Genomic DNA, 15,672 nt, shown 5'->3' with positions numbered 1-15,672 from the left:
ACCCGGAAATCCGGGTGGGGCCCACCGTCTAGCTATCGGCTAGCGGGAAGCGAGAGCCTCAGCTCTGGCCGCCGGCCAGCTTCTCGCGCAGAGCGGCCAGGGCCTCGTCGGAGGCCAGGGCGCCCGAGCCCTCGTCGCTGCTGGACGAGTAGGAACCACCGGCGGCAGCGGCGACGGCGTCGCCACCCTCCTCGGCGGCCTGGGCGTCGGCCTCGCGGCTCTTGATGACCTGCGCCTGGTGCTGCTCGAAGCGCGACTGCGCCTCGGCGTACTGGCGCTCCCACTCCTCGCGCTGCTTCTCGAAGCCGGGCAGCCAGTCGTTCGCCTCGGGGTCGAAGCCCTCCGGGTAGATGTAGTTGCCCTGGTCGTCGTACGAGGCGGCCATGCCGTACAGGGTCGGGTCGAACTCGACCTCGGCCGGGTTGGCACCCAGGGCCTCGTTGGCCTGCTTGAGCGACAGGCTGATGCGGCGACGCTCGAGGTCGATGTCGATGACCTTGACGAAGATCTCGTCGCCGACCTGGACGACCTGCTCCGGGATCTCGACGTGGCGCTCGGCCAGCTCGGAGATGTGGACCAGACCCTCGATGCCCTCGTCCACGCGGACGAACGCACCGAACGGAACCAGCTTGGTGACCTTACCCGGAACGACCTGGCCGATCTGGTGGGTACGGGCGAACTGCTGCCACGGGTCCTCCTGGGTCGCCTTCAGCGACAGGGAGACGCGCTCGCGGTCCATGTCAACGTCGAGAACCTCGACGGTGACCTCCTGGCCGACCTCGACAACCTCGGACGGGTGGTCGATGTGCTTCCAGGACAGCTCGGAGACGTGCACCAAGCCGTCGACGCCACCCAGGTCCACGAAGGCACCGAAGTTGACGATCGAGGAGACGACGCCGGAGCGCACCTGGCCCTTCTGCAGGGTGGTGAGGAAGGTCTGGCGGACCTCGCTCTGGGTCTGCTCCAGCCAGGCACGGCGGGACAGGACCACGTTGTTGCGGTTCTTGTCCAGCTCGATGATCTTGGCCTCGAGCTCCTTGCCCACGTAGGGCTGGAGGTCGCGGACGCGGCGCATCTCGACGAGCGAGGCCGGAAGGAAGCCACGGAGGCCGATGTCGAGGATGAGACCACCCTTGACGACCTCGATGACGGTACCGGTGACGATGCCGTCCTCTTCCTTGATCTTCTCGATCGTGCCCCAGGCACGCTCGTACTGAGCGCGCTTCTTGGACAGGATGAGACGACCCTCCTTGTCCTCCTTCTGGAGAACCAGGGCCTCGATGTTGTCACCGACGGCGACGACCTCGTGCGGGTCAACGTCGTGCTTGATCGAGAGCTCGCGGGACGGGATGACGCCCTCGGTCTTGTAACCGATGTCGAGGAGGACCTCGTCACGGTCGACCTTCACGATGACGCCCTCGACGATGTCGCCATCGTTGAAGTACTTGATGGTCTCGTCGATGGCGGCGAGGAAGGCCTCCGCGTCGCCGATGTCGTTGACCGCGACCTGCGGGGTGGTGCTGAGGGAGGAGTCGGTGGGGCTCGTCATTAGGAAAAGGGCTCCGGTACGGACATGAAAGTCGTAGGTAATGCCACGCGGAGGGCCCGTATCGCTCCCACCGAAAGCCGGACAGCCAAGAACACGGCACACCGGTGGTCCCGTAACAACGAGAACCGGCGTCCGTCTTGCGACCGTGGGGTCTTCGACAGATGCGAGCGCGACCTGCTCCGTCCGAGGCGCGCAGGCCCGCAGCGCAACTTGTAGCATACGGGGACGGCCAGGCACGGTCAATGCCGAAGGACGGCAAGACGGTGGAGCCCGGTACGGATCAGGCCATATCCTCCGAATGCGCGCCTCGCGGCGGCGCCCGAAGGGGCCACGTCCCCGGATGCCACCGCCAGGATCCGGACCCTGACGGGCCGGTTCGCGGCAGCGGCGCTTCCGCACTCCATACCCTACGCGATGGGCATTGTCACCGTGGCCACCACCCCCCAAGCAGACCTGCACGATCTTGACACCTCCGCCGCGCGGGTCGAGGAAGAGGGCGACGACGCGGTGCGCCGCGCGGCCGGCACCGGGGAGAGCAGCCGGGCCAGCCGGCACTGGTGGGACCGCAACGCCGACGAGTACCAGGACGAGCACGGCGAGTTCCTCGGCGACGACCGCTTCACCTGGTGCCCCGAGGGCCTGGACGAGGCCGACGCCCGCCTGCTCGGCGACGTCGCCGGCCGCGACGTGCTGGAGATCGGCGCCGGCGCCGCCCAGTGCTCCCGCTGGCTGGCCGCCCGGGACGCCCGGCCGGTCGCCCTCGACATCTCCTACCGCCAACTCCAGCACTCCCGCCGGATCGACCTCGGCCGCGGCACCACGCCCGTCGCCGTCGTCCAGGCCGACGCCGCCGTCCTCCCCTTCGCCGACGCCTCCTTCGACCTCGCCTGCTCCGCCTACGGCGCCGTCCCGTTCAGCGCCGACACCGCCGCCCTGATGCGCGAGGTCCACCGGGTCCTGCGGCCCGGCGGGCGCTGGGTGTTCTCGGTGACCCACCCGATCCGCTGGGCCTTCCCGGACGAGCCCGGCGTCGAGGGCCTCACCGCGACCTCCTCCTACTTCGACCGCACCCCCTACGTCGAGCAGGACGAACAGGGCCGCGCCACCTACGTCGAGCACCACCGCACCATCGGCGACCGGGTCCGCGAACTCGTCGCCGCCGGCTTCCGGCTGGTCGACCTGGTCGAGCCCGAGTGGCCGGCCGGCCTGGAGCAGGAGTGGGGCGGCTGGTCCCCGCTGCGCGGGCGGCTGATCCCCGGGACCGCGATCTTCGTCGCCGAACGGGGCTGATGTCTTGCTGAACCCGGCCTGGCGCGAACTGCCCGTCCGCACCGCCCTGCCCGCCCTGCACGACGCGCTGGACGGCCCCGGCACCGCCGTCCTCGCCGCGCCGCCCGGCACCGGCAAGACCACCCTGGTGCCGCTCGCCCTGGCCGGACTGCTCGCCGACGGCCGGCCCGTACGCCGGGTGCTGGTCGCCGAACCGCGCCGGCTCGCCGTACGGGCCGCCGCCCGGCGGATGGCCTGGCTGCTCGGCTCGTCCGTGGGCCGCGAGGTCGGGTACACGGTGCGCGGCGAGCGCCGCACCGGGCCGGACACGGTCGTCGAGGTCGTCACCACCGGCGTCCTGCTGCAACGCCTCCAGCGGGACCAGGAGTTGCCCGGTGTGGACGTCGTCGTCCTGGACGAGTGCCACGAACGGCACCTCGACGCCGACACCGCGCTCGCCTTCCTGCTGGACGTCCGGGCGGCGCTGCGGCCCGAACTGCGCCTGGTCTGCGCCTCCGCCACCTCCGACACCGAGGCCTGGGCCGAACTCCTCGGCGGCGCCCCGGTGGTGGAGGCGCACGGGACCTCCCACCCGGTCGAGGTGGTCTGGGCACCGCCGCCGCGCGCCGTCCGGCCCGCCCACGGCACCCGGGTCGACCCGGCGCTGCTCGACCACGTCGCGGCGGTGGTGCGGCGAGCGCTGAGCGAGCGGGACGGGGACGTGCTCTGCTTCCTGCCCGGCGTCGGCGAGATCTCCCGGGTCGCCGGGCAGCTGGGTGGCCTGCCTTCTGTTGATGTCCTCCAGCTGCACGGCCGCGCCCCGCAGGCCGTGCAGGACGCCGCGCTCACCCCGTCCCCTTCGCGGCGGGTCGTGCTCACCACCGCCGTCGCCGAATCCTCGCTCACCGTGCCCGGCGTCCGGGTCGTCGTCGACGCCGGACTGGCCCGCGAACCCCGCACCGACCACGCCCGCGGCCTGGCCGGCCTCGTCACCGTCCGCGCCTCGCTCGCCGCCGCCCGCCAACGCGCCGGCCGCGCCGGGCGCGAAGCCCCCGGCACCGTCTACCGCTGCTGGAACGAAGCCGAGGACGCCCTCGCCGCCCGCTTCCCCACCCCCGAGATCGCGCTCGCCGACCTCACCCCCTTCGCCCTCCAGGCCGCCTGCTGGGGCGACCCGGACGCCACCGGCCTCGCCCTGCCCGACGCCCCGCCCGCCGGGGCGATGGCCGCCGCCCGGCAGACCCTCACCGCCCTCGGCGCCGTCGATCCGGACGGACGGGCCACACCGCGCGGCGTCCGGCTCGCCCGCACCGGACTGCACCCCCGACTGGGGCGCGCCCTCGTCGACGGGGCGGCGGCGGTCGGAGCGCGACGGGCGGCCGAGGTCGTCGCGCTGCTCTCCGAGGAGCCGCCGCGGGCAATGGGCGACGACCTCGGGGCGGTCTGGCGGACCGTCCGGGCCGCGAAGGACCCGTACGCCGGCCGCTGGCGCGACGAAGTCCGCCGCCTGCTCCGCGCCACCTCCGACGAACCCGCCACCGACCTGCCCGACGCGGCCGCCGCCGGACTCGTCGTCGCCCTCGCCTTCCCGGAGCGGATCGCCCGCGCCCGCGTCGAACGGCCCGCCCCCGGCGAGCGCAGCCCGTACCTGATGGCCTCCGGCACAGCCGCCGAACTCGCCCCCGGCACCGTGCTCGGCGCCCTGCCCTGGCTCGCCGTCGCCGTCGCCGACCGCCCGGCGGGGTCGCACTCGGCGCGCATCCTGCACGCGGCGGCGCTCGACGAGGCCACCGCCCTGGCCGCCGGGGCGCCGCTGCTCAGCAACCGTGCCGAGGTCCACTGGGACACCCGGCGAGGCGAGGTCGTCTCCCGCCGGGTGGAATCGCTGGGCGCCATCGAGCTGGCCGAGAAGCCGCTCAACCGCCCCGACCCTTTGCTTGTCCGGTCTGCCCTCCTCGAAGGCCTCGCCCGCGAGGGAGTGAGCACCCTGCTGACGTTCCGGTCGAACCTGCGCGAGCGCCTCGCCTTCCTCCACAGCGCCATCGGCGCCCCCTGGCCGGACGTCAGCGACGAGGCCCTCCTCGACCGCGCCGACGAGTGGCTGGAGCCCGAACTCTCCCGCGCCCGCCGCCGCACCGACCTCGCGAGGATCGACACGACGGCCGCCCTCCAACGCCTCCTCCCCTGGGCCACCGGTGAAGCCGGCCGCCTGGACGAGCTGGCCCCCGAGCGCATCACCGTCCCGTCCGGCTCGAAGATACGAGTCGACTACACGACCGAACGCCCAGTGCTGGCCGCCAAGTTGCAAGAACTCTTCGGCTGGACCAAGACCCCCACCCTGGCCGGTGGTCGCATACCGTTGACCATCCACCTCCTCTCCCCCGCCGGCCGCCCCGCCGCCGTCACCGGCGACCTGGAGTCCTTCTGGCGCGAGGGCTACCGCGCCGTCCGCGCCGACCTGAGAGGTCGCTACCCCCGCCACCCCTGGCCCGAAGACCCCACCACCGCCGAACCCACCCGCCGCCTCAACGCCCGGAAGTGACAGACACCCAGCGGGTTCCTACCGGAAGGCCTCTCCCAGCAGAGCCTCCCGGTGCTGCCAGGCAAGCCGCAGAAGGGCCGCACCGGCGGGCTGCATCGGTTCGGTGCCCGTGAGGCGGTCCACCTGCTCGGCAACGAACGGAATCCCGACCGAGCACCCGGTCGCGTCCTCCGGTCCGACCCGATGGCCTTCGTCGTTGGTCGAGACGATCCGCTGGAACGTCTCATCGAACAGGTCTGCGTCGAACACGGCGACGGTCAGCATGTCGGTGACGAACGTCAGCGGATCCATGCCGAGGCCCAGCCAGAAGACCCGCAGTCTCCCGTGTTCGCGAGCAGTGGTGAGCGTCTTGTTGAGCGGCCAGGCCGCGTAGTCGATGGGCGCCCGGTCACTTCCGTAGTCCTCGGTGTCACCGAGGAGTTCCTCACTCAGCTCCCTGAGGATCGCCCGCCAGAGATCGAAGTCGTTCCCCTCGTTCCATGGTGCGTCATGGGACGCCTGGAACATCCCGACCGGCATGACCTGGTAGAGGCCTCCACCGCTGGCGACCTTCTCGGGGTCGCGCCAGTGCAGCACGAACTCGGCTTCGCCGGCCGCCCGATCGTTCCGGATGGTCAGCGTGCTCGTTGCCGCCATGACGGGTCGATGCAGGAGGTCGGTCGGATCAGCGATGGACGCGCGGAAGGGCGTTGCCGCAGGATCCACCGGCGTGTCCGGGCTCGCCAGGGCTGCCGCAGCGTACTCGTGCGCGGCAGCCTCGCAGATGTTGATCACGTCGAAGTACCGGCCCCGACCGAAGGTCAGCCTCGGACCCGTGGTTGATCCCTCGACGTCGAGCAGGCGATAGCAGTTTCGGTTCTCGAACAGCCTCGGCTTGGCGAGATCCCGGACCGCCTCCGCGTACGTACGGTAGAGGGTCCCGTCCTCCCGGTGCGGTCTGATGTGATCGAGCTCGGGCTCACCGCCGTCCAACGGTGCCGCGGGCGCATCCGGCTTCCAGCTCAGCCGGACGTGCTCCAGCGGCACCGGCCGTTCCGGAATCCAGTGCTGTCGGGCCAGAAGGGGTGTCCCCGGGATGAGACTCCCGGGCGTACTCTCTACCAGCAGCCGGCCGGTCAACGCGTGACGCTGGTCGTTCAGGAAGCCGCGCACCCGTCGCCACTGCTCGACACTGGCGAACGGGGCCGGCTGGTCATCTGCCACGGGCGCGCTGGGCACGATGCTCCTTCGATACTTCCAGGCAGGAGCCAAGCGTGCCGCGCCCAGCGGCACCATGGGCTCTGTTCCGATGAACTGTAGGACACCCCTGCTCGGTGAACGGGATACCGGCGGTGGCGTCCTGACCGTTCCACTCCGGCTGCCTGTCTGACAGCCGGATACAGTGCCATCCCGCTACCCGGCGGCGGGTACGGTCCCGAGGAGGCCACTCACCCGGAGGACGACACCCAGATGGCACTGACCGCCCCGACCGTCACCCGTCCCGGCGAGGCCGGACTCCCCTTCGCAGCTCTGATCCTGGACTTCGTCGGCGTACTGACCGCCAATGCCGGCCCCGCACACGGCGAGTGGTGCCTCACGCAAGGCCTCGACGCCGGGGCGTGGCGGCAGACGCTCGGGCACGAGCCGGAAGCCAGCCGCCTGTACACCGAGCTCGAAGCCGGCCGGCTGAGCCAGGCGGAGTGGAACCGGCGGGTCGCTCCCATCCTCGGCGTGCCGGAGCACGAGAACCTGATGGGCCGGGCGTGGTCGGGCGTCCGGCCCGCCGACGACATGATCGCGCTCGCCCGCTCGGCACGGCGGGCCGGCCTCAAGGTAGCGCTGCTGTCCAACTCCTTCGGCCTCGACCCGTACGACCCGTACGAGGCCCTGGGCGTGTGGGAGCTGTTCGACGTGACGGTGATCTCCGAGCGGGAGGGTCTGGCCAAGCCCGATCCGGCGATCTACCGGCTCACCCTGGACCGACTCGAACTGCCCGGCAAGGCCTGCCTGTTCGTCGACGACCACCCGAGGAACCTACCCCCGGCCGAAGCACTCGGCATCACCACCGTCCTCGCCGACGGGCAGCCTGGCACTCCCGCCCGGATCGCAGCTCTGCTGGGATTCCCTGCCGAGCTCTGAACCTTCACAGCGCGTTGGACCTGCGGCCGAACAACGAACAGTGGCTGGCGCACCACGAGAATCGCCCCGGAGCGCCAGTCAGCCAACCGCTTCCGGATGTCGGGACGACCATGGAAGCGGCCAAAACCAGTGAGTCCGCCGCGGAGCGTCCGGGGCACCCTCCTAGACACACCTGGACATGGCCCACCACCTCCGCCGCCTGGCCTGTCACAGCAGGTGACGACCGTCATGAGCCCGGACACTTGGCGCAGCGTCGCCCCGAAGCCCGTCCAGGACACGTACGGCATAGACCTCGGCCATGCGTTCGGAGACCTCGGCCGGCGAGAGCCAAGCGACCTCGACCGACTCCTCCGAGAGCCGCATCGCCTCGCTCTCCGGTCGGCAGCGAAGGACGAGGGCGACAATACCTCGGCTCACGTTCTTGTAGACGCCGGTCAGCCGCTCCACGCCGACCTTGATCCCGGTCTCCTCGTAGATCTCGCGGCGCACGCCGTCCTCGATGGCCTCGCCCAGTTCCAGCACGCCACCCGGGGGTTCCCAAGTTCCGTTGTCAGCCCGACGAATCGCCAGCACGCAGCCGTCCTCGCGCACCACCACTCCGGCGACGGACACCGAGTGGAGTGGCATTGACCGGGCCTTCCCTGCACTGTTACTCATGTGCAGGAGAATAGGAGCCCTGAAGGACTATGGCGAGTGGTGAGGTGGCCTCGTCGGCCACAGCGAAGTACCTACAGATAGCGGCCGACCTCGCCGCACAGATCAAGTCGGGCGCCCTGCCTCCCGGCGCGATCGTGCCGAGCGAGGCCGAACTCATGCAGCGATACGGAGTCGCGTCCGGGACAGCACGCAAGGCTGTCGCCGAACTCCGAACAGCTCAACTCATCGAGACGCACCACGGTCGAGGCTCGTTCGTCCGGTCCCGCCCGCCGGTACAGCGGAAGTCCGCAGACCGATTCCGCCGCGCCCATCGCAAGGCCGGCAAGGCCGCGTACCTCGCCGAGGCTGAGACCTCTGGCGGCATCCCATCCGTGACCGTGCTGTTCGTGGGCCCGACAGAAGCGCCTCCTGAGATCGCCGATCGATTGGGCCTTCCCACCGGCACCCAGGTACTGGCTCGCAAGCGCCGGTACTTCCGCGATGGGACACCCACCGAGGAAGCCACGTCGTACCTGCCGTGGGATGTGGCCAAGGACATCCCTGAAGTCTTCGCCGAGAACCCTGGCGGCGGCGGCATCTACGCCCGTCTCGAAGAGCACGGCTACTCTCTGGCCGAGTTCACCGAGTCCGTTCGGGCCCGGCTCGCGACCAAGCCCGAGACCAGAGCGCTCACCCTGAGCCCCGGCGCACCAGTGATCCATCTCGTTCGCGATGCCATCACTACAGATGGCCGGGTAGTGGAGGTATGCGACACCGTCATGGCCGCCGACCAGTTCGTTCTCGACTACCGGTTCCCCGCCCATGACTGACTAGCCATCAACTCCCTCAACCCGTCGCGAGATTCTTCTCGCGACGGGTTGACTCATGCACAGGAGTAGGGCACTCTTCTATTCGCTACTCATGTACATAAGTGCATGGTGTGGTCTCATTTACAGGAGATGGCCGAGTCGTGCCACCCGGCCGCTGGATGGCGTCGCAGCAGGAACGTGAGGCACGACGAGTCTCTCCATCCGCACACACTGGTTCCCTTGGGGTACTTCGCCATGGTCAAAACCTGCTATCGCCCCCGCCGACGCCCACACGAGCTCCTGGGTCGGCTGTCAGAACACCGGTGGCCGACCCAGCTTCGCCATCCGCCACACCGTGCTCCACCGCATCGGCCGTCGCGGCGGACAGGGCGTGCGCACGCCCTCGAAGAAGCCGGACCACCACGCCTTGAGACCGGACAACGGCGGCCGGCGGACCACCGTGTAGGCCGCCCAGGAGGTGAGGTAGACCGGCACCAGGATGGCCGGCAGGTGGCGCTTGGCCAGCCAGGCCCGGTTGCGGGCCGTCAGTCGGTAGTAGGTGGCGTGCCGGGCCGGGTCGGTGCGGGGGTGCTGGAGCACCATGTCGGCGCGGTAGTCGATGTGCCAGCCCGCGTCCAGGGCGCGCCAGGCGAAGTCGGTCTCCTCGTGGGCGTAGAAGAACGCGCCGGGGAACAGCCCGACCTGGTCGATCACGCTCATCCGGATGGCGTGGCCGCCGCCCAGGAACGTGGTCACCGGCCCGGACCGCATCGGGTCACTGGCACCGAGGCGGGGAACGTGCCGGCGCTGGGTGAACCCGGTCTCGTCCGCGATGCGGAAGGACACGATCCCGAGCTGCGGGTCCTGCTCGAAGGCTTCCCGGACCAGCCGGAAGGTGTCGGTGCGGGGCAACAGGCCGTCGTCGTCCAGGACCACCAGCACGTCCGTGCCGCCGAGTTCGCGCAGCCGCTCGACGCCGGCGTTGCGGCCGCCGGGGATGCCGAGGTTCTCGGGCAGTTCCACGGGGTCCACCCAGTCCGGCAGTTCGGGCAGCTCCACGCCCTGCCCGAGCACCACGGTCCGCACGCCGCTGCCGCCGCCGTCCTGGGCCCGCACCGAGTCCAGCAAAGCCGTCAGCTCCGCAGGCCGGTTTCCCATCGTCAGCACCACCACGCCCAGCGTGACACCCATAACACCGACCCCAACATGAGAGACCCTTGCCGATCTTGCCGGCGCCGTTCCTCGGGGACGCGTCGGTGCGCGTGGCAGCCGAGACGGACCGGCTCCCGGGCCACCGGCCCGGATATCCCGGTCACCCTCCCACAGCCCCCGCTCCCACTGGCGCCCAAAAGCCTCTGATTCGCCCGTAGGGAGGGTGCCGACTTCATTCATGGCATCGCTCCCGGCATCAGAGCGAGGTCACCTCAAGCGCGCCCAATCCACGGCGCTCCCCCCATTCGCACGCCCCTTCCGAGGTATCCCCATGCCCACGTCCCGCCGCCCCCGCGCGTTCGCCGCCCGGCTCGACTCCCGCACCGAATCCACGCCCCTGGCACGGTACTTGCTCCGGGCATACCTCTCCGGGCTGCCCTCGGGAGACCGCTACCGCGACACCGCCGAACTGCTCCTCAACGAACTCTTCGCCAACGCCGTCCAGCACTCCGACGCCCCCGACGACCGTCACATCGAGATCCGCTTCGCTCTGATCAACTCCCGCCTCCGGCTGGAGGTCCACGACGCCGGCAGCGGCCACCCCACCCTCCGAGCTGCCGCGCCCTCCGACGAGCACGGGCGCGGGCTCTTCCTCGTCAACGAACTCGCCGAACGCTGGGGCTGCACCCCGCGCCCCTGCGGCATCGGCAAGTTCATCTGGGCCCACATCGCCCCCGCCACCACCATCTGAAAGCCCGCCCCCATGCACCTCACGACCCTGGCCCGCCACGCCCTCTCCCGCGGCCGGACCCCCGCCGACACCTACGCCCTCCTCGCCCGCCGCACCCGCAAGCCCCTCCCCTCCGCCCGCGCCGTCTGCCTCGCCCTCACCATCCCCCACGCCGAAACCACCCGCCGCCTCAACGACTGCTACGACGCCCTGCTCGCCGACCCCACCCCCGGCACCGAGACCGACACCGGCGAACTCCTCGAAGCCCTCGGCGTCTTCGACATCCCCAAGTCCCTCACCGACACCGAACTCGCCATCGTCGACCACCTCCTCACCGCCATCGACGCCCACGGCAGCCTCCGCCCCGGCCACCACCACGGCCTCCAACGCTGGTTCACCACCGGCAACCTCACCACCGCCTACCTCTCCCTCACCACCACCCACCCCCACCCCCGCACCGGCAACCCCACCCTCTACTGGACCACCCTCACCACCGCCGGCGAACTCCTCACCACCACCCCCCACTCCGACACCCGCATCAAGTACGCCCTCACCCACTGCCGCACCCAGACCACCAAGCACCAGAAGTCGACGGGTCCGACTTCCTACTCCTCGCCGCCCGAGGCGAGCGTCCGATGAACCTTCCACCCCCTCGGCATCTCCAACCGCCTGAGTCCCGCCGAGCCATGGCCAGAGCCCCTCCCCTCCAGGACGGGGCTGCAACGACACAATCCGGACCACCACCAGGAGAAACGCATGACCCAGACGCCCGCACCGTGGGGCATCAGCAGGATGGGGCCCTACCCGGCCACCGCCACGCTCCCGTCGTTCACGCCCGTGATCGACCCCGAGACGCAGATCGCCGTCATCGTGGACGAGAACGGCCGAACGCTCGAACTGGGGAGTCACGGCACCAGCACCAGCGGTGTCACGCCCACCCACACGAGCCCCGGTGACGGGGCCAAGCCGGGCGGGGCCACGGACAGCGACGTGACCGAGTCCTACGACCAGGACCAGAGCAACGACTGATGGATCACCGAAGCGGGTCGGTGCTGGTACTGACCAACTCCTCCGACGTGACAGCGGATGCGGTCCTGCGGGTGCTCGCCGAGCGCCGGGTACCGGTGGTCCGTCTCGATCCCGGCACCGACCTGCACGCGGGTGCCTCGCTGACTGCCGTGTACGGCACCGGCGTTCAGCGCGGCACCCTCCGCACGTCGAGCCGCGAGCTCGACCTCACGGCCGTGCGATCCGTCTGGGTGCGCAGGCCCTCGCCCTACGGCGGGCCACCGGACCTCGCCGGGCAGGACCGCCGGTTCGCCGCCTCACAGGCGTTCTGGGGGGCGGGCGGCATCCTGGCCTCACTTCCCGAGGCGCACTACGTGAACCACCCGTGGCTCAACCGGGCAGCGGAGTACAAGCCGGCTCAGCTCGCCACCGCACAGCGCTGCGGATTCCGGGTGCCCGACACCCTGATCACCGACGACGACCACGAGGCAAGGAAGTTCGTCACCGCCCAGGTCGCCGGAACGGTCTACAAGCCCCTGTGGAACACCCCGTACTCGGTCGACGGGCAGGCCCAGGCCGTCTGGGTGCACGAAGTCCGCGGCCAGGACATCACCGAGGCCGTGACAGCGTGTCCGCACCTGTTCCAGGCCAGGGTTCCCAAGGCGTTCGACACCCGGGTGACCGCCGTCGGAAACCGGCTCTTCGGCACCCGCATCGACAGCCCGGACCTCGACTGGCGACACCGCCAGGACCGAATGCGTTGCAGCCCGATCGACGTCCCCGCCCCGGTCGCCGAGGCCATCACCCGCTACCTCGCCGCCTTCCAACTGGTTTTCGGGGCATTCGACTTCGCCGTCACCACTGACGGCACGTGGTCCTTCCTGGAGTGCAACCCGAACGGGCAGTGGGCGTGGCAGCCGGCCGGGACCACCCATCGGATCGCGCACGCGATCGCCGACCAACTGGAAAGAGGTCACCACGAATGACCACGTCCGACATCCTTCGCGCAGCCCTCGTCGACCAGCTCACCGGGAACGGCACGCTCACCGACCCCGCGTGGATCGACGCCGCCACCGCTGTACCGCGTGAGCTGTTCGTCTGCGGCTACTTCGTCCCGATCGACGGGAGCGCCCCCACCGGCTACCGGGCCGTGCGCCATGGCGACCCCGGATACCTGGAGGGGGTCTACGCCGACCAGACCCTCGTCACCCAACTCGACGGTCGCACATGCCCGGAGGAGGCCGGGGAGCAGCCGGTGTCCGGGGCACCCTCGTCGTCATCGACGCTGCCCTCGCTCGTGCTGGCCATGTGGCAGCGGCTCGGCGCGGACGCCGGCCACCGGGTGCTCGAAGTCGGCACCGGGACCGGCTATTCGACCGCCCTCGGGGCTCACCGCCTCGGCGACGGAGCCATCACCAGCATCGAGTGCGACCCCCGGGTCGCCGAACGCGCGGCCGCGGCCGTCGAGGCCGCCGGCTACGCCCCGCGCCTCGTCACCGGCGACGGCCTCGGCGGGGACCCGGACGGCGGCTCGTTCGACCGGCTGATCGCGACGTGCTCGGTCCGGTACCTGCCGACGGCCTGGCTCCACCAGGTGAAGCCGGGCGGCCGGATCCTGGTCACCTTCTCCGGGTGGGGCTACGCCAACGCCCTGGCGCTGCTCGACGTGACCGGCCCGGGCGAGGCCACCGGCAGGTTCCTGCCCGGCCACACCAGCTTCATGATCGCCCGCCCTCACGACCGGCCGCCCCGTCCGGCTCTTGCCCTGCTCCCCGGCGAGGAGCGCGCGAGCCGCATCGATCCCGCGAAGCTCGACACCTGGACCGGAAGCTGGGTCGCGCAGCTCGCGGCACCCTCAGCGGAACGGATGGGGGCGGGCGGTCGGCAGATCCTCTCGGACGTGGCCACCGGATCGCAGGCCCGGACCGTACCCGATCCGGCAGGCGGCTGGACCGTCGTCCAGCGCGGACCGCTCCACCTGTGGGACCAGGTGGAGACCGCCATCGAGGCTTGGCAGAGCGCGGGCGAGCCGCCCCAGGACGCCTTCGGCATCACGGTCTCGGCAGCCGGCCAACGCGTCTGGCTCGGCAGCCACGACGGCCCGGGCTGGAACCTGCCGATCTGACCCGACCCCTTCGGATCGGACGCAGCCTGCCGCCCCGACCCGTGCGCGGGTTGGGGCGGTCCGCGCCACCCGCTGTCACGGGGTGCGCTGCGGCCCCTGGGTGGACGCGCTGCCCGCGGTGACGAGGACGGGGCCGGCGGCGGTCCGCGGCGCCGGGGCCCCGGCGCCAGGACGGCCGGGCGCGGCGGGCGTGGCCGGCCGCAGGAGGACGGCGCAGGCGAGGGCGGCCAGCAGGGCGAGCGAGGCCGACACGACCAGGCAGAGCTGGAGGCCGTCGAGGAAGGAGCCGCTGAGCGCGCTCAGGGCCGGCCTGGTGGCGGGGCCAAGGTCGAGCCCGGCGACGGCGCCGAGGCCCTGTTCCCGGGCGACGGCGAGGACGTGGCCGCCGGTCTCCGTGGGCACGCCGGCGTCGGTGAGGCGGCCGGGCAGGGCGTCGAGGGCGCGGGTGGTGAGCAGGGTGCCGAGGACGGCGGGGCCGAGGGCGCCGCCGAGCTGGCGGAAGGCGTTGTTGCCCGCCGCGGCCATGCCGGCCAGGTGGTGCGGTACGGAGGAGACCGCGGAGGCCGTCATCGGGGTGAGGACGGCGCCGATGCCGAGGCCGAGCAGGACCAGGCGCCAGGCGAGCGACCCGTACGAGGTGGCCGCGTCGACGCCGGTCAGCGACAGCAGCGAGCCCGCCATCACCACCAGACCGGTGGTGATCATGACCCGGGGGGAGACCCGGTGCATCAGCCGTCCGACGGGGACGCCCGCGACCAGGGACGTCCCGGACACCAGGACCATCCGCAGTCCGGCCTCCCACGTGCTCAGGTGCTGCACCAGGCCGAAGTACAGGCTCAGGACGAAGAAGAAGCCGATCAGCCCCAGGAAGCTGATCATGGCGACCAGTGACGTGGCGGCGAAGGCGGGGCTGCGGAACAGGGCCAGGTCGAGCATCGGGCTGTCGCTGCGGCGCTCCACGAGGACGAACGCGACGGCGCTGACGGCGCCGATCACCAGGGCCGCCACCACGGAGGGCGTGCCGAAGCCGTCGGCGCCGCCCTCGATCACGCCGTAGACGACGGCGGTGACCGTGACGGCCGCGCTGATCTGCCCGGGCCAGTCGAGCCGTCGGCCGTGCGGCGCCCGGGAGTCGGGCAGCAGGAAGGCCGCGACGACCAGTACGACCAGGGACACCGGGATCGGCAGGAGGAAGATCCAGCGCACCTGGACGTGCTGCTGCAGCAGCCCGGCGATCAGCGGTCCCATGGCCAGCGAGGCCAGCATGGACATCGCCCACAGGCCGATGAACCTCCCGCGCTCCCGGTGGTCGGGGACGGCGTGGCTGATCAGGGCCAGCGTGGTGGGCAGCAGGGCCGCCGCACCCAGTCCGGAGGCCGCCTGCCCGACCCACAGCGACTGCACCGAGTCCGCGGTCAGCGAGACGGCCGCGCCCAGGGCGCAGAAGGCCATGCCCGCTTGGAACACCCGCTTGCGGCCGTGGACGTCGCCCCACACCCCGGTGGTCAGGATCAGCGCGGCCATCGGCAGCACGAACGCGTCCGAGACCCAGGACAGTTGGGAGGTCGAGGCGCCCAGCACCCGCTGGAGCGCCGGCAGGCTCACGGACACGGTGGTCACGGGAAGGTAGGCGACGAAGACGCCCAGGCAGGCCATGACGAGTGTGACGCCTCGTCCGGCCACGGGGCGCTGCACCGTTGCGGAGTTCACGGGGTGGTTCCTTCGACTGCGGGA

Annotated in this window: 14 protein-coding genes; 9 read left to right on the top strand and 5 right to left on the bottom strand. The window is 71.2% G+C overall.

What is annotated here, in order from left to right; translation table 11 throughout:
- Nucleotides 1-58: 58 nt before the first annotated feature.
- Nucleotides 59-1,549: a 30S ribosomal protein S1 gene (gene rpsA, locus ACFU7Z_RS08760; RefSeq protein ID WP_049653883.1), complete on the bottom strand. Its 1,491-nt coding sequence runs from the start codon at nucleotides 1,547-1,549 to the stop codon at nucleotides 59-61.
- A 414-nt stretch (nucleotides 1,550-1,963) separates the two neighbouring features.
- Here rpsA and ACFU7Z_RS08755 point away from each other — a divergent pair, with 414 nt between their 5' ends.
- Entirely contained in the window at nucleotides 1,964-2,839 is an 876-nt protein-coding gene (locus ACFU7Z_RS08755; RefSeq protein WP_082345872.1) for a class I SAM-dependent methyltransferase, read from the top strand.
- Nucleotides 2,840-2,843: 4 nt separating this feature from the next.
- Nucleotides 2,844-5,360 carry an ATP-dependent helicase HrpB gene (gene hrpB, locus ACFU7Z_RS08750; RefSeq protein ID WP_380777042.1) on the top strand — a complete coding sequence of 839 codons (2,517 nt, stop codon included), beginning with the start codon at nucleotides 2,844-2,846 and terminating at the stop codon, nucleotides 5,358-5,360.
- Nucleotides 5,361-5,378: 18 nt separating this feature from the next.
- On the opposite strand, the gene ACFU7Z_RS08745 is transcribed toward hrpB, so the two are convergent.
- On the bottom strand, nucleotides 5,379-6,578 hold the full coding sequence (locus tag ACFU7Z_RS08745; RefSeq protein ID WP_380777041.1) for an XRE family transcriptional regulator: 1,200 nt from the start codon (nucleotides 6,576-6,578) through the stop codon (nucleotides 5,379-5,381).
- A gap of 231 nt (nucleotides 6,579-6,809) precedes the next feature.
- On the opposite strand from ACFU7Z_RS08745, the gene ACFU7Z_RS08740 reads away from it, so the two are divergent.
- Nucleotides 6,810-7,478: an HAD family hydrolase gene (locus ACFU7Z_RS08740; RefSeq protein WP_380777040.1), complete on the top strand. Its 669-nt coding sequence runs from the start codon at nucleotides 6,810-6,812 to the stop codon at nucleotides 7,476-7,478.
- Between the two features lie 207 nt (nucleotides 7,479-7,685).
- Here ACFU7Z_RS08740 and ACFU7Z_RS08735 read toward each other — a convergent pair whose 3' ends face one another.
- Nucleotides 7,686-8,147 carry an NUDIX hydrolase gene (locus ACFU7Z_RS08735; RefSeq protein ID WP_380738791.1) on the bottom strand — a complete coding sequence of 154 codons (462 nt, stop codon included), beginning with the start codon at nucleotides 8,145-8,147 and terminating at the stop codon, nucleotides 7,686-7,688.
- A 17-nt stretch (nucleotides 8,148-8,164) separates the two neighbouring features.
- On the opposite strand from ACFU7Z_RS08735, the gene ACFU7Z_RS08730 reads away from it, so the two are divergent.
- The gene (locus ACFU7Z_RS08730; protein ID WP_074000970.1) at nucleotides 8,165-8,944 is read left to right on the top strand and encodes a GntR family transcriptional regulator; all 780 of its coding nucleotides are present in this window, start codon (nucleotides 8,165-8,167) and stop codon (nucleotides 8,942-8,944) included.
- A gap of 291 nt (nucleotides 8,945-9,235) precedes the next feature.
- On the opposite strand, the gene ACFU7Z_RS08725 is transcribed toward ACFU7Z_RS08730, so the two are convergent.
- Nucleotides 9,236-10,114: a glycosyltransferase family 2 protein gene (locus ACFU7Z_RS08725; RefSeq protein ID WP_380777039.1), complete on the bottom strand. Its 879-nt coding sequence runs from the start codon at nucleotides 10,112-10,114 to the stop codon at nucleotides 9,236-9,238.
- A gap of 292 nt (nucleotides 10,115-10,406) precedes the next feature.
- Here ACFU7Z_RS08725 and ACFU7Z_RS08720 point away from each other — a divergent pair, with 292 nt between their 5' ends.
- From ACFU7Z_RS08720 to tgmC, 5 genes are all read left to right on the top strand, one after another.
- Complete coding sequence (locus ACFU7Z_RS08720; protein ID WP_380777038.1) at nucleotides 10,407-10,826, top strand: ATP-binding protein; 420 nt, start codon at nucleotides 10,407-10,409, stop codon at nucleotides 10,824-10,826.
- Nucleotides 10,827-10,838: 12 nt separating this feature from the next.
- Nucleotides 10,839-11,444: a hypothetical protein gene (locus ACFU7Z_RS08715; protein WP_380777037.1), complete on the top strand. Its 606-nt coding sequence runs from the start codon at nucleotides 10,839-10,841 to the stop codon at nucleotides 11,442-11,444.
- Between the two features lie 117 nt (nucleotides 11,445-11,561).
- Entirely contained in the window at nucleotides 11,562-11,834 is a 273-nt protein-coding gene (gene tgmA / locus ACFU7Z_RS08710) for a putative ATP-grasp-modified RiPP (protein ID WP_049649910.1), read from the top strand.
- Nucleotides 11,834-12,799: an ATP-grasp ribosomal peptide maturase gene (gene tgmB / locus ACFU7Z_RS08705; RefSeq protein ID WP_380777036.1), complete on the top strand. Its 966-nt coding sequence runs from the start codon at nucleotides 11,834-11,836 to the stop codon at nucleotides 12,797-12,799. The genes tgmA and tgmB overlap by 1 nt, the downstream gene beginning before the upstream one ends.
- Complete coding sequence (gene tgmC, locus ACFU7Z_RS08700) at nucleotides 12,796-13,938, top strand: ATP-grasp peptide maturase system methyltransferase (RefSeq protein ID WP_380777035.1); 1,143 nt, start codon at nucleotides 12,796-12,798, stop codon at nucleotides 13,936-13,938. The genes tgmB and tgmC overlap by 4 nt, the downstream gene beginning before the upstream one ends.
- A 75-nt stretch (nucleotides 13,939-14,013) precedes the next feature.
- Here the strand turns inward: tgmC and ACFU7Z_RS08695 are convergent, their stop codons facing one another.
- Entirely contained in the window at nucleotides 14,014-15,594 is a 1,581-nt protein-coding gene (locus ACFU7Z_RS08695; protein ID WP_380777045.1) for an MFS transporter, read from the bottom strand.
- Nucleotides 15,595-15,672 lie beyond the last annotated feature (78 nt).

This window comes from Kitasatospora sp. NPDC057518 (genome assembly GCF_042802075.1).
GTDB lineage: Bacteria > Actinomycetota > Actinomycetes > Streptomycetales > Streptomycetaceae > Kitasatospora.
Note: the sequence above shows the minus strand (reverse complement) of the source record. Positions and strands in the feature narration are given on the sequence as shown.

Excerpts from the sequence above, each read along its gene's own strand:
- rpsA (WP_049653883.1), bottom strand. The coding sequence starts at position 1,549 with ATGACGAGCCCCACCGACTCCTCCCTCAGCACCACCCCGCAGGTCGCG.
- ACFU7Z_RS08740 (WP_380777040.1), top strand. The coding sequence starts at position 6,810 with ATGGCACTGACCGCCCCGACCGTCACCCGTCCCGGCGAGGCCGGACTC.
- ACFU7Z_RS08715 (WP_380777037.1), top strand. The coding sequence starts at position 10,839 with ATGCACCTCACGACCCTGGCCCGCCACGCCCTCTCCCGCGGCCGGACC.
- ACFU7Z_RS08730 (WP_074000970.1), top strand. The coding sequence starts at position 8,165 with ATGGCGAGTGGTGAGGTGGCCTCGTCGGCCACAGCGAAGTACCTACAG.
- ACFU7Z_RS08725 (WP_380777039.1), bottom strand. The coding sequence starts at position 10,114 with ATGGGTGTCACGCTGGGCGTGGTGGTGCTGACGATGGGAAACCGGCCT.
- ACFU7Z_RS08755 (WP_082345872.1), top strand. The coding sequence starts at position 1,964 with ATGGGCATTGTCACCGTGGCCACCACCCCCCAAGCAGACCTGCACGAT.
- ACFU7Z_RS08695 (WP_380777045.1), bottom strand. The coding sequence starts at position 15,594 with ATGGCCTGCCTGGGCGTCTTCGTCGCCTACCTTCCCGTGACCACCGTG.
- tgmA (WP_049649910.1), top strand. The coding sequence starts at position 11,562 with ATGACCCAGACGCCCGCACCGTGGGGCATCAGCAGGATGGGGCCCTAC.
- tgmB (WP_380777036.1), top strand. The coding sequence starts at position 11,834 with ATGGATCACCGAAGCGGGTCGGTGCTGGTACTGACCAACTCCTCCGAC.
- ACFU7Z_RS08720 (WP_380777038.1), top strand. The coding sequence starts at position 10,407 with ATGCCCACGTCCCGCCGCCCCCGCGCGTTCGCCGCCCGGCTCGACTCC.
- tgmC (WP_380777035.1), top strand. The coding sequence starts at position 12,796 with ATGACCACGTCCGACATCCTTCGCGCAGCCCTCGTCGACCAGCTCACC.